Source organism: Desmonostoc vinosum (assembly GCF_059505385.1).
In genome coordinates this window covers 39,645-53,344 of sequence record NZ_JCACKM010000034.1, presented here as the reverse complement: position 1 = coordinate 53,344, position 13,700 = coordinate 39,645, and the positions used below count along the sequence as shown (strand labels likewise).

At 41.5% G+C, this 13,700-nt stretch carries 10 protein-coding genes; 9 read left to right on the top strand and 1 reads right to left on the bottom strand.

Annotated elements, in window-relative coordinates; all coding sequences use genetic code 11:
* The first annotated feature begins 139 nt into the window (after positions 1 to 139).
* The 9 genes from AC5JMF_RS05270 (at position 140) to AC5JMF_RS05230 (ending at position 11,458) form a co-directional block, all read left to right on the top strand.
* Complete coding sequence (locus AC5JMF_RS05270) at positions 140 to 1,351, top strand: ATP phosphoribosyltransferase regulatory subunit (protein ID WP_495794675.1); 1,212 nt, start codon at positions 140 to 142, stop codon at positions 1,349 to 1,351.
* Between the two features lie 345 nt (positions 1,352 to 1,696).
* A complete protein-coding gene (locus AC5JMF_RS05265; protein WP_495794674.1) occupies positions 1,697 to 2,422 on the top strand; it encodes a hypothetical protein in 726 nt (241 codons plus the stop codon).
* Positions 2,423 to 2,458: 36 nt separating this feature from the next.
* Entirely contained in the window at positions 2,459 to 3,574 is a 1,116-nt protein-coding gene (locus AC5JMF_RS05260) for a DUF1822 family protein (RefSeq protein ID WP_495794673.1), read from the top strand.
* 194 nt (positions 3,575 to 3,768) lie between these two features.
* Complete coding sequence (locus AC5JMF_RS05255; protein ID WP_495794672.1) at positions 3,769 to 6,456, top strand: ABC transporter substrate-binding protein; 2,688 nt, start codon at positions 3,769 to 3,771, stop codon at positions 6,454 to 6,456.
* Positions 6,457 to 6,756: 300 nt separating this feature from the next.
* Positions 6,757 to 7,410, top strand: a complete 654-nt coding sequence (locus tag AC5JMF_RS05250; RefSeq protein WP_495794671.1) for a hypothetical protein — start codon at positions 6,757 to 6,759, stop codon at positions 7,408 to 7,410.
* Complete coding sequence (locus AC5JMF_RS05245) at positions 7,411 to 9,147, top strand: vWA domain-containing protein (protein ID WP_495794670.1); 1,737 nt, start codon at positions 7,411 to 7,413, stop codon at positions 9,145 to 9,147.
* A gap of 69 nt (positions 9,148 to 9,216) precedes the next feature.
* The gene (locus AC5JMF_RS05240) at positions 9,217 to 9,576 is read left to right on the top strand and encodes a hypothetical protein (RefSeq protein ID WP_495794669.1); all 360 of its coding nucleotides are present in this window, start codon (positions 9,217 to 9,219) and stop codon (positions 9,574 to 9,576) included.
* 212 nt (positions 9,577 to 9,788) lie between these two features.
* Complete coding sequence (gene modA / locus AC5JMF_RS05235) at positions 9,789 to 10,676, top strand: molybdate ABC transporter substrate-binding protein (RefSeq protein WP_495794668.1); 888 nt, start codon at positions 9,789 to 9,791, stop codon at positions 10,674 to 10,676.
* An 86-nt stretch (positions 10,677 to 10,762) separates the two neighbouring features.
* On the top strand, positions 10,763 to 11,458 hold the full coding sequence (locus AC5JMF_RS05230) for a PEP-CTERM sorting domain-containing protein (protein ID WP_495794667.1): 696 nt from the start codon (positions 10,763 to 10,765) through the stop codon (positions 11,456 to 11,458).
* Between the two features lie 229 nt (positions 11,459 to 11,687).
* Here the strand turns inward: AC5JMF_RS05230 and AC5JMF_RS05225 are convergent, their stop codons facing one another.
* Complete coding sequence (locus AC5JMF_RS05225) at positions 11,688 to 13,604, bottom strand: S8 family serine peptidase (protein WP_495794666.1); 1,917 nt, start codon at positions 13,602 to 13,604, stop codon at positions 11,688 to 11,690.
* Between the last annotated feature and the right edge of the window lie 96 nt (positions 13,605 to 13,700).

The following is a 13,700-nucleotide window of genomic DNA, read 5'->3' as shown; positions in this document are numbered from 1 at the left end:
CCGCATCCCCGTGTCCCCGTGTCCTTTCATGTACATTCCCCGCGCCCCGCGTCCCTGCGTTCCCGCGTCCTCTTAATTCCCCATTCCCAACTTAGTATAAGCTTGAGGTGACGGTGAGACTGAGATTACGGAGGATGGAATGGTGTATCAACCAGCAGCGGGAGCCAGGGATTTGCTGCCTTTGGATGTGGCTCAAAAACGCTGGATTGAAGATAGATTACAACAGGTGTTTCACCGTTGGGGATATCACAGAATTATCACCTCTACTCTAGAGCGAATGGATACCCTGATGGCAGGGGAAGCAATTCAGCGCCAGATGGTGATTCAACTACAAAATGGCGAAGGTGACGAGTTAGGGTTGCGTCCAGAATTAACCGCGTCTATTGCTCGTACTGTTGTGACTCGGATGGACGGTGTTACCTATCCACAACGTTTGTACTACAATGCTAATGTATTCCGCCGCACTTGGGAAAGTAGGCATAATAGCCAGCAAGAGTTTTATCAGGCTGGAGTAGAGTTATTGGGTACTGGTGGATTGCTAGCAAACGCAGAGGTGCTACTGCTAGTAGCAGATTGTTTAGCCGCACTAGGTTTAAAAAAATGGCATTTAATTTTAGGTGAGGCAGGAATTACCCGATCGCTTTTAAATGCTTTCCCTGTCGATTTACAAGATCAAATACGTAGTGCGATCGCTAATCTTGACCGCATTACTATAGATACTCTACCTTTAAGTGAAGAACTGCGCGATCGCGCCAGAATGATGCTAGATTTGCGTGGCACAAGTACAGATGTCTTGCAAAAAGTCAGCAGCCTGGATTTAGACCAAGAGCAGCAACAAGCATTTAATCACCTCAAATCCCTAGTAGATTTACTAGAATTTGGTAAAGATTTTCCCCTAATTCTTGACCTCAGCCTCATTCAAACGATAGATTACTATACTGGCATTGTCTTTGAAGTAGTTAGTGATACCGAGTCGCAAGCCAGAGTTTTAGGACGGGGTGGTCGCTACGACCAACTTTTAGGGCTATATCATCCCCAAAAAGCAAATATTCCCGGTATTGGTTTTGTTCTCAATATAGAAGATTTATACCAAATACTCTTATCTACTCAGCAATTACCACAAGCAACCCCAGCGAGTAATTGGTTAGTAGTATCAGAGACAGCAAGTGCTAACGCTACTGCCTTTGCCTACGCGCAAAAACTGCGAGATTCAACTCATCTAGTGCGAGTAGAAATGGATTTAGGGGGAAGAGACGCACAAGCCATCAGGCAATATGCACGCGATCGCGGTATTGCTCAAATAGCTTGGATTAAATCTGACGGCTCGCCTACAATCGAATCGTTGCGTTAGGTGTGGGAACTGGGGATTGGGGACTGGGGATTGGGGATTGGGGACTGGGGATTGGGGATTGGGGACTGGAGACTGGGGAATGGAGACTGGGGATTGGGGACTGGGGATTGGGGATTGGGGAATGGAGACTGGGGAATGGAGACTGGGGAATTGGGATTCGTAATTATTTTACTCTCCCCCTACTCCCTACTCCCTACTCCCTACTCCCTACTCCCTTAATAAAGTTTTGTAAATAATCTCGATTATCCTCATCTCTGATTCCGATAGTCTATCAAGACAAGTTAAGAGAATGTGGGGTGCTGTGATGATATTCAAACCTCAATTGATTGGGCCTGGATAACTTCTATGTGTAATGACTTAAGCGCCCCTCCTTTGATTGGCTTGCTTCAGGCTGCTTTAAATAATCCAATTGAGAGGAGCAGGCTATTACAGCAACAAGAACTAATCCGGGAAATCATGAACGATATCCCTACTCGTCAATGGCTATTTCTGCAAGCATGTCAGACTGATTACCCAAATCGAGGCATAGATTTGATCACTGCAATGATCAAATCTTCCAGGCTGCTTCGGCACGGTGGCAGGATATCACCGGATGTCTACGGTGAAGCTTTATCACGAACCTGGGTATGGTTTGTGGAAGATTTTGATCAATATAACCCACAAAAGGCAAGCTTTGTTACTTGGTTTAACCAAAAACTGGGATGGGTGATTCTGGATGTGATTCGAGAAAAAGCTGATGAAGCCAGAAGACAATTACATCCTCCAGCGAGTGAAGAGGATACTGAGTGGATTTATCCTCCTGCACCAGAACCAGAACGTTGGCATGAAACGATCCAAGAATGGCTAGAGTTAGTCAAAAATCATTCGCATTTGTTCAAAGATTGTCGAATGCAGAGTCCTCCCCATTTTAACTGTCAGGTTTTGTTAATTCAGATTTTGACAGTGTTGGGCGATTCTGGGGAATTTTCTTGGAATACGATCGCCCAAAAATACGAAGTCGAACCATTGGTACTGAAAAGATTTTGTCGAACGCGATGTTTCCCTCGTTTCAAACAGTTGTTGTCTGAATAGTATTCCCAACAGTTTCTAGTTTTCTGAACATGAATCATGATTGATACTGTTACAAAATTTATGCCGATCGCAATTCCCATTACGGCAACCGACCGCAAGCAAGCTTACCAGTTTGCCCAACAACAACCAACTCCAAAGCGATCGCAACAAGTTTATCGTAATACGCTAGCTGTATTGGTAACTCAGCGTTATTTGCAATTGTTAGGCGTTCATACCGATTTAGAAGCAAGTCATAGCTGGAACCCCCTTGAGCGCCTGCTAGAAAATATTGCAGATTTGTATATTCCTAGTTTGCAAGGCTTTTTAGAGTGTCGTTCACTGCGGCAAAGCGATCGCAAGTGTAAAATTCCCCAACAAGTGTGGTCAGAACGCATCGGCTATGTGATGATTCAACTCGATGAACCCTATCAAGAGGGACAAGTTTTAGGATTTGTAGAATCGATATCAGTGCCGGAATTACCACGCAGTTATTTTCAACCGCTTGATATATTACTTGACCGCTTGACTTTAGAGCGATCGCCGCAACCAATCGTGCAACTCAATCAGTGGCGTCAACGCATATTTGAACCCGATTGGCAACCCCCACAAGACTTGCTTAGCACTTTGAGAGCAGCAATTCTACAATTTTACGAGTTACAGCCTCAACGAGGTGATGAGCCGATTCGCCAACGAGTCGAACAACTCTATCGCCGACAATCTGCTGAATCAGTGCAACCTATTCCGGTGAATCTAAATCTCCAAGAAACCTTAGTAAAGCTAATTCAAACGACTCAAGATGATGAAATTCGCTGGCAGTCTGCCGAGTTGTTGTGGGAACTAAATCCACAACATGTGGCTTGTCCGGTGATCAGTGCGAAAGATTTAGGAATTTATCTTACAGGACATCCTATAGTACTAATGATCGGTATTTTGCCGAAGTCAGATAGCAAGATGCTAATTTTGTCAAGAGTGTATTCTTTGAAACAATTATCTCACTTGCCATCGGGGTTGAAGCTCATCGGACTAGATGAAAGAGGAAATCCGTTTTTTGAAGTAGAATCACGACAGCAAGATCACTATATGCAGTTCAAATTTACAGCGGACGGAGGCGATCGCTTTAGTATTCGTGTAGTTCTTAATGATGCCAGTTTTAGCGAGAGTTTTGTTGTTTAGTCTTGATAAGCTAAAGAAGGTAGGTTGAAACCCCAAGACGACAGTCGCCCTCTACCTCCTACCCCACAAGTGTAGGTTTTTCACATTCAATCTGAAAAAGCCTATATATTTTTCCGTTCCGAAATCTTTCTTTGCGTCTGTGCGTCGATACAAAACGCAAAATATTAAAAACCTACACCTGTCAGCTGCCCCCTATGGCTAAGCCTCCCTCCAATCCTCAACTCCCTCAAAACGTTGCTGTCGTGATTGAGATTAATGGTGGTAGCTTCGCTGACGGATTCTCTGTGACGCTTCAGATTTTAGAAGATGGCCAAATTATTCAAGAAGATGATCATTTTCTTTCTATTCCTGCCGCGCCAGAAATGCCGAAGCTTTATCAGGAGTGGAAAGAGATATCACTCGAAGGCAGTCGGCAACTGCAAGTGGTTCCTCTGCAAGTCACAAATGTAGCCAAAGTAGACTGGAGACAAAAAACTAAAAAGCTGGAAATTTTATGTAGAAATTGGTTTGGGGATCAAGCATTCGAGCGTTTGTGCGATCGCATCCGCGCCAATGAAAGGGTGAATGCTGATCAATCTGTACCAATTATCATTCGTACTCAGACAAGAGATCATCAGCAAAATGAACTTTTGCGTAGGCTACCCTGGCATTTCTGGGATTTATTTACTAACCTTCCCCATGCTGAATTTGCCTTATTCACTAAGTTTAGTCAGCGAGTTCCCTCTTTGAAAGCACCAATCAGAGTTCTAGCTATTTTCGGCAGTTCTCATGGTGGTTTGCAACTAGAAAAAGATGAAGCCGCACTAGAAATACTAAAGCAGCGGGGAGCGCAAATTATTAAGCAATTAGAGCCAACTGAAGACACTTTATCTGATTTATTATTTAATGAAACTTGGGATATATTGTTTTTTGCCGGACATAGTTCCAGCGAAGTTGAAAGTGGACAAATTCAAATTAATCAGCACATTTCTCTATCGTTAAATACGTTACGCCCGAGCTTAGCGAGAGCGGTAACGAATGGTTTAAAGTTGGCAATTTTCAATTCATGTGATGGATTAGGGATTGCAGATTTCCTCGCAAAATTGAATGTGCCAGCCATGATTGTAATGCGGGAACCTGTACCCGATCAGATTGCTTGTAAATTCTTACTCTACTTTTTAGAGCAATTTTCTCAAGGTAAACCCCTTTGTTTAGCAGTTCGTGAAGCCCGCGATCGCCTTGAATCTGTACAAAGCAACTTTCCTGCCGCTTCCTGGCTACCCGCTGTTTGCTTGAATCCAAATCAGCCAGAGTTTATCTGGCCTACTCCAACTCGCCAGCGACAGTTTTTATCATCATTGTGCCGTTCACAATTTTACCTGCTTCGTCCTCATTTCCTGATTGGATTTGTTGCCTTGGTTGGCATAATTGCTGTAATTACAATTAATCGCTGTCAGCTTTTTGGCTCAATTTGCATCAATCACAGCGAGGTTCAAAAGCCAGTTGCTAATAATATAGAGAACTTTATTAGCTATGGAGAAAAGCCAATAGCTAATAGTAAAGTGCAACTCAGTGAACCATATCTCTCATTAAAGCAGCAAGGAATTAAAGCATTTTCTGAAGGTAAATATGACAAATCGGTGACGATTTTTGATAATATCCGCATTCAGGCAAAACAAAATAAAGATGTTCCTAACCGCCGTCAAGTGGCTTTAGCAGCACTACAAGATCCAGAAATTCTGATTTATCGTAATAATGCTTTTTTAAATCATCGACATAGCCAAAATAAAAGTTTGCCAATTTATACCATTGCTGTAGCTGGGCCATTGAATCTCGATTCGGGATTGCATATTGTATTTGGAGTTGCTCAAGCCCAAGATATAGCCATCAACAAAGGAATCAACTTAAAAGTTGCGATCGCTAACGATAGCAATAACCGCGCTCAAGCTGAGAAGGTTGCCAAATTTCTGACAGAAGATCCCAAAATTATCGCTGTGGTAGGACACTATACCTCTCCTAATACTTGTGCAGCTTTGAAGGTTTATTCACTCAAAGAACTTGTGGTTATTTCTCCCACTAGCACTGTTGTCAACTTGCAATCATATCAAGACTGTAAAGACCCCAATCGAGTATTTTTCCGTACCGTTTCATCCAGTAGAGTTGAAGCTGATAGTTTAGTGAAATATTTAGTTGAGGATCTCAAAAAACCTCAGCCAGGAGTGGTAATTTTTTATAACAGTAAAGAATCTTTTAGTAAGGATTTATCTAATGAGTTTGTTCGGGTTCTCAAAGCGTTTCAAGGACGCGTAATTGCTACATTTGATATATCAGATTCAAACTTTGATACTAGTCACCTTCCGCCACAAGTTAAAGATGCGGATGCTCTAGTGGTATTACCTGATGGCGGAACTGATGATATTTTAGCATTTCAAAAAGCGGTAGATATTATCAAATTGAACAATGGAGAAAGACCAATTTTAGGCGCAAATACTCTCTATCTCCAAGAAGTCATTAATCAGGCTAAAAATACAACAGTAAATCGCTTATTTTTGGCAGTTGATTGGCATCCAAACCAATGTGGCGCTCAAGAGTATCGGCAACAAAATAATGAATATTGGGGTGGTGATTTGAATCGACGCACAGCCCTAGCAGATGACGCTGTGCAAGCAATTTTACAGGCTATTAAACTATCAAATTCACCTATAAATCGACAAGATATCCAGCAAAAATTATCTGAAACAGGAATTAGACCGGGAATAGCAGCATCAAGTACGATTATCAAAGGCTTATCGATTAGTTTTGATGCCAGAGGCGATCGCAGAGAATTTACTACCCGTGCGATCGTGACTGTGAATAATAACTTAAAGTTTGAACTTGTGAAAGATGTTCCTTGTCGTAAATAAATCAATTTGTAAAGTTAAGTAAATATCCCGGCGATTTTCACTCTAGCCACCGATAGTCCTTTAGCAGAGTCAGAAGCGGATTACCTATCATATTCAAACCTGTAGAGACGCAGCATTGCTATGTTTCTATAACTGGTTGCAGCCACTTATAATTTCCTTATTTTTATTCATCATACTATTCCTCCCCATTTACTTCTTTGCATACTTTATTTTTACAGTAAAAGAATGGTTTTTGCAGCAGTTACGACAGCATTTTACAAAATAGAGGAATCATTAATTTTGAATTTGGAGCAAAGTGACGTGACCACTCAAACTAAACGCAATTCTTTTCGACTATCTGAAACTCAATTATTACTAACTGGTCTCTTAATTGGTTATGTTGGCTTCATTTTGTGGTTAGGAGTGCGTTTGATTGTTCTATTTAGCGGTGCAGTAATTGTTGTATTGGCGATCGCCTCTTGGTACCTCCAACTCAAACGCCAAAAAACAAGCTCTTGGGCAAACTCTGCAAATTTACTACAAATAGATATTTTTCTTAGTCATATTAACTGTTTAGATCCGCAAATTCCTGATGCTGATCATACTTTGTGGCTAACAGTTAAGCAACAAGCTCAAGCGATTCAGCAGATAGCAACACAAATTGCTCAGCAAGAATCAACCTTCACTTTAGATCTACTAGAAACCTTACACACTGTTCTAGATCTAGTTGATCGACTCGTACAAGCATTGCAGGTTACTCAACAAATGCAAACGCCACACTATCGAGAGTTAGCACAACAACAGTTGCAAAGCAGTTTGACTCGCCTCCAGCAAACCCATGACCAACTTCAGGAATTGCGCGACCAATTTGCATTGGAAAACCTAGAGCGGCGATCGCTCACTGTTCCTACGGTAATCTCAAAACGACTACAAATCCTGATTGCTGAAAACGAAAGAGGAATTTTAGGGGATTAAATGAATATGAAAAAGTTGCGTTTTAAATTTTGGCTAGCGATCGGACTATGCCTGAGTTTTTTGTGGGCTTGTACACCAACAATCGATTCATTTGCAAGTGCTGATCGCTATCTGCGTCAAAATCTGTTGCCTAGTATTGAAGTCGATTCACAGCTAGTATCTGATACCACTGCGTATAATGTCGTGATTCCCCCAGTAGTTAATTCTGTACCCGATCCCAATACCTTTCCTTTATACGGTGCAAAGCCCAGCAACGATGCAAATATTGTGTATATCGAAATCTACAGCTCGGCTGAAAAAGCCAATGGAGAACGCAAAGATGAACGCTGGTTAATTGATGTTGTAGAAAAATTCAATCAGCAACGACAAACCCTCGCATCTGGAAAAGTCATTCAGGTAGGGATTCGCAATATTCCCTCTGGATTGGGGGCACAAATTTTAGCTGCCAAGAAAGCGAAACCCGCAGGCTACACACCAGCAACAACTTTGTGGTTGGAACTACTAAAAGCTGAAGGATTGCCAATACAAGCGATCGCACCTGCATTAATCCCCAACCAAGCCATCTTTGCTATCCAACCCCAGACGTATCAAGAACTGGCTCAAGGTGGAGAAGTGACGTTTGATCGCCTGATGAGTGCCATTCTCGCAGATAAAATCAAAGTTGGTTATTCCAATCCTTATATTGCCTCATCGGCGTTAAATTTTCTGCACACACTGCTTTGGCGTTCAGCAGGCCATGCTCGTGATGGTAAACCGTTGACTGTCGCTGAACTAGAATCTCCTCAAGTCAACTCCGTCTTTAGCTCCTTCCAAAAACAAATCGCCCTCACAACGCCGACATACCTGGACTTAAAGCAAATTTGGATTCGTGATCCTCAAAAGTTTCAAGCGATCGTCATGGCCTACCAAAGCTATGTCAATTTAAAAAAGCAACCAGGATTTGAACAGCTTGCTTACATTCCTTTCGGTACTCCTGAAAATTCGCCATTGGTTGGTTTTAAGTGGAATAGTGCTTCTCAAACAGCAGCTCTGGAAAAGTTTGCAGCATTTGCCACCTCTGCGCCAATGCAAAAGCTAGCAGAACAACAAGGATATGAACAGACCAATTATCTCAAGCAAGCTCAATTTCCACCGGTACCATCTGGTGAAGTTTTAAAAGCGGCTCAATCATTCTGGAAACAGCGTAAGGATGGTGGACATACCGTATACATGGAATTGATTGTCGATACAAGCGGTTCGATGGAAGAGAACAATCGCCTGAAAGCGGTTCAAGAAGCTCTACGACTTGCCAGCGAACAAATTAACCGAGGTAATCAGATTGGTTTAGTAACATTTAGCGATCGCCCCACTCGCCGCATTGCTCTAGCTCCCTTCAACGAGTTAGAACAAAAGCGATTATTTGCCGCTATTGATCAACTCCGTCCTGATGGCGCAACCGCTCTCTATGACGGACTCGCCGTTGGTCTAGCAGACCTCATAGAAAAGCAGAAAACCGATCCATCAGGGCGATTTTATGCACTACTGCTTACCGACGGAGAACGAACCAACGGAATCGATTTTGAGAAAATTAAGGGTGTAATTAAGCACAGCAGAGTCAGAGTATATCCCATTGCCTACGGTGAAGTGAATCAACAGGAATTAGAAGCGATCGCCGCAATTCGGGAAGGTAGTGTTTACGAAGGCACACCCGAAAGAGTGCAAGTTTTGCTCAAAGACTTATTTCAGACCAATCTTTAGGTTAGGAATGGGGAATTGATATACGCAGTTCATGATGGCTACTTAAATTACGAATTACGAATTAAAAAAATGCAACTCCTCAAAACTTTAGGATTTAGTTGGTTGGTGTTTTTAATTACTGGATTGCTGATCGGTTGGTTCTTTGCAATTCCGGCAATCACAGTACTGATTGATCGCAGCTATTGCCCAGCAGCAGAGTGGCAGCAGGTTGTTCAAGCTTATACTGAACTATACCAGCAGCATCAACAACGTCGTTTGCAATTACAGTCTGTCATCATGTTTAGCAGTTTAGGAGAAGAAAAGTCATTAATTCCACCGAAGCCAGAAGTATTACAACAGTTACCAACTTACGGGCGATCGCAGCGACAACGGCAACTACAACTACGAAAAGACTATCCTCAAGCAAAAATTTTGCAATGCGCTCAATAGACCTGCCTTAAAAATAGGCAACAGGGAACAGAGAAGAGATGTCAAGATTTCATTACCAATTATGTTGGTAATTTTGGCTGGTACTGGTAATATTACTGATAATCTTATTACCAATATTTTTGGTATACACCATTTCAGTTGGTAATATTACGCCTTCTATCAATTTCATCTACAAAATGTTTCACAGTCACAGAAGACGATTTATCACTTTGATGAGTATAGCAGTTGCTAGCTTAATGCTGGTAATTGGCTTACCGCTTTTAAATTCCACAATCAAAACAGCACAGGCACAGGCGACTACACTGCGCGTGTTTGCTGCTGTTAGCTTAACAGAAGTGCTACCAGAGATTGAGAGTGCGTATAACGCAGCTAACCCGCCGATAACCTTTGTTAATACTTTTGATTCTTCCGGTGCTTTGTTAAGCCAAATAAATCTACCAGCAAATGAGTCAGCAGGCATACCAGACATTTTCATATCTGCTGCTAGAAGCCAAATGAATAGCTTGCAGAGCGCAGGGAAATTACAATCAGGTTGGCCCAAGATAGTTGCTACTAATCGTCTAGTCTTAATTAGACCGACTACGCCCACTTCTCCTGCTCCTAGTCCGGCTATTTCTGGTTTTAGTAAACTCACAAACAGTACCACTAGTAGTCCTCCTCGCAGCGGCATCAGAGGCATTGCCATTGGCGATCCTGCAACAGTTCCAGCCGGGGCTTATGCCAGAGAAGTTTTGCAAAGTACCGGTAGCGGTTGTGGAGGAGGTACTTACAACACCCTCCTCAATAGCACGACTGCCAACAAGCTAGTATTTGCTAGCAATGTCCGTAACGTCTTAACAGCAGTTCAAACTAAAACCCTGAACGGTAACACTATCGATGCAGGTATAGTCTACGTTACTGATCAAGCAGTTTCCAGTACTACACAAACACAACAAGTCGGCTCACCCGCACCACAAAGTTGTCACACAGCCATTGAGTATCCAGCAGCCGTACTCACAAGAACTACTAACAGTACGAAAGCAAATAGTTTTGCTAACTACCTGAAGAGTACTACAGCTAAATCAAAATTCAATGGTCGTGGGTTTGGTGTTCCTGCTTAACACAAGCTTACCGTAGGCTATACGAATTCTTGGCGCTCTTGGCATCTTTGCGGTTCAATAAATTCAACTATTTGGAGTGAAGTTTCGTGAAATCAGCTAAAAAATTAGGACTCGTTGTTTGTGGTGTAACCAGTGCTTTTGTGAGTACCGCTATCATCACGGGTACTTATATTCCCAAGGCGCAAGCAGCGAAAGTAAATCTTGTGGAAAATGGTAGTTTTGAAGACGACCCATTTATTAATGAAGACTACGATCCTACCCGGCCCAATCCTTTCTTTACAGGGTGGACTAATGATAGTCAATTTTTTGGGGTTTACACTACATATCTGTCCAGTTATGCCAACAGTGGCATCCAAGGTATACGTCTTGGTTACACTCCTGATGACCTATCTGCTAGTCTGTCACAAACTCTGAAAACCAAAAAGAATAAGGAATACAGACTTAGCTTCTACTTAGCATCAGCAGAAGAAGCGCCTCGCCTCGGTAACGAATTTAAAGTATTTGTCGATGGCGACGAAGTTTTTGGTCTGACAAATATCACCCTCCAAGATTACACACGATATGATGTTGATTTTACAGCCACCTCAAAACGTACAGATTTAAAGTTTGTCTCTAAGGTTGGATACGACTGGTTAAACTTGGATGATGTGAGTGTCTATCGTACTAAAGATATTGATGGTGCAGCTGTACCAGAACCATTCACTTTAGGAGGCACAGCAGTTGCAGGACTACTAGGAGTATGGCTGAGAAAAAAGCAAGCAGCTAGCTTAAAACAATCCTAAACCAATCTATAACTCGAACAGCACAGTACACGAAGTATATGTTTGTGTTCCCTTTTTCTATGGAAGAATTGTACTTGCTACTTATCTAGAGTTCATGATTGGTAAGAAGCTTTAGTCTGACTTGAAAAACTTACTAAAGCTTCTAGTATGAGGATTTAATTCTTTTAGTCATCAAATTTAGAGGTGCTAAAGCGCAACTACATACCTATCAAATTAATGGGACAGACCACTAGATTATCAAAGTATTTCTTGCTGTTGATGTAATAATTTGTCGTACTTGGGCACCAGTTAAACTTTTGTTAGCGCTAAGCATTAAAGCTATTGCACCAGCAACATGGGGAGTGGCCATAGAGGTTCCACTTAGATAACCATATTTATTAGCTGGAAGTGTAGAGTAAATATTAACTCCGCCAGATGTGACATAGGCTAATAGGTCAGATCCTGCTAAGTTAGAGAAATTAGCCATCTTACCATACTGATCTACTGCTCCAACTGCAAGTCCCCAACTCTTCGCATAGTTAGCAGGATAATCAGGTTTTAAGCTACTCCTATTACCAGCTGACATCACAACGATCGCCCCTTTACTGCTAGCATATTGAATCGCTGACTCTAAGTAAATGCTGGGCTGCTGTTGAGTTAAGCTGAGATTAATCACATTAGCTCCATTGTTGACAGCATAGCGAATGCCACTAGCAACCGCAGTATCGTCACCTACTTTATCATCACCCAAGACTTTCACTGGCATAATTTTGGCACTATAGGCAATGCCAGTAACACCGAAACTATTCTTCACTCCAGCAATGGTGCCAGCAACATGAGTTCCATGACCGTTTTTATCTAAAATATTGTTGTTATTGTCATGGAAATTCCAACCATAGATGTCATCAACGTAGCCGTTGCCGTCATCATCTTTACCGTTACCAAAAATTTCCTTCGTATTCTTCCAGATATTAGCGCTTAAGTCTGGGTGATTGCGATCGACTCCAGAATCTACAACAGCAACAGTAATTCCCTTACCTGTATATCCCTTTGCCCAAACTTCTGCAGCTTTGATTTGGTCTGCTCCCCAATTATTACCGCCAAGATTGGGAACGTCAACAAATGTATTTTGATTAATAGCTTTAGCCACTGCTGCTGCTGCATTAATCAAGCCATAACCATTTGTAGAGCTATAGTTATTTTTGACATTTATATATTTAGAAAATACATTATTACTTTCATTACTTTCAATGACATTTTGATAGCCATCGGCTTGATATATAAAATAATAACTACCTGCCACAATATTCTTAACAATACTTAGTGAGCGTGTTTCTGAACTATAAGCACCTGCCGCCACACTATTAACAGAGTCGTAACCTAAGTATGTGTCATCATTGCTGATAGCTTTGTCTTTAGACAGATAAAACTTAGTATAACTAGAAATAGCATTACCAACGCCTTGGTTTTTTATCTGATAGCTGACTTTGATAGTATCTCCAACAGTTACCGATGTAGGAATAGCAGCATTCTGGACTATTAAATCTGCCTTAATGAGAGTGAGATTAATAGCTTTGACAAAGAGATTATTATTTTCATTGCTTTCAATAATCTCGCCAGTACCATCAGTTTTAAATATTAAGTAATAGCTACCTACAGCCAGACCAGTGCCTAGATTAAATTTAGCTGATTGTGAATTGTATTTGCCGGCTTCCAAACTATTAACAGAGTTCGATCCTAAGTAAACATCATCATCGCTAACAGTCTGATCTTTAGATAGATAAAATAAGGTGTAGTTAGCAGCGGCATTGTTACCACCTTGGTTTTTGATTTGATAGTTTATTTGCATGTTGCTACCAACTAGTACCGAACTAGGAGCAGCGACATTTTGTATTACCAAATCTGGTTTAGGAGTAGGAGTAACAGCAAGAGTTTGGGTAGTAATTTGACTGCTTGCAGCTTCTAACGTATGAGATGTGCGATTATCGTCTCCAACAGCAGATATTCTTTTTGATGTATAACTACTACGATTACTCAAATTAATCTTATCTGTGAAATCAGAGTAATTTGAAGAATTATCAAAAATGTTAGCTTGTTTAGCAAAAGTGTGATTAATATTTACTTCGCTAATTTTTGGGAGCGGATCATTATCTTTTGTAAAATACATAGAGAAACTCATTTTCTCAATTACCAAAATCAACTTGTTTAAGCTGGAAAAAGGAAGTATGCACTAGAGATAGGCCCCTGCGTCGCAAGGCTTTCT

Bases quoted from the DNA above. Each gene is read 5' to 3' on its own strand.
- AC5JMF_RS05270 (WP_495794675.1), top strand. From the start codon at position 140: ATGGTGTATCAACCAGCAGCGGGAGCCAGGGATTTGCTGCCTTTGGAT.
- AC5JMF_RS05265 (WP_495794674.1), top strand. From the start codon at position 1,697: ATGTGTAATGACTTAAGCGCCCCTCCTTTGATTGGCTTGCTTCAGGCT.
- AC5JMF_RS05260 (WP_495794673.1), top strand. From the start codon at position 2,459: ATGATTGATACTGTTACAAAATTTATGCCGATCGCAATTCCCATTACG.
- AC5JMF_RS05255 (WP_495794672.1), top strand. From the start codon at position 3,769: ATGGCTAAGCCTCCCTCCAATCCTCAACTCCCTCAAAACGTTGCTGTC.
- AC5JMF_RS05245 (WP_495794670.1), top strand. From the start codon at position 7,411: ATGAATATGAAAAAGTTGCGTTTTAAATTTTGGCTAGCGATCGGACTA.
- AC5JMF_RS05240 (WP_495794669.1), top strand. From the start codon at position 9,217: ATGCAACTCCTCAAAACTTTAGGATTTAGTTGGTTGGTGTTTTTAATT.
- modA (WP_495794668.1), top strand. From the start codon at position 9,789: ATGAGTATAGCAGTTGCTAGCTTAATGCTGGTAATTGGCTTACCGCTT.
- AC5JMF_RS05225 (WP_495794666.1), bottom strand. From the start codon at position 13,604: ATGTATTTTACAAAAGATAATGATCCGCTCCCAAAAATTAGCGAAGTA.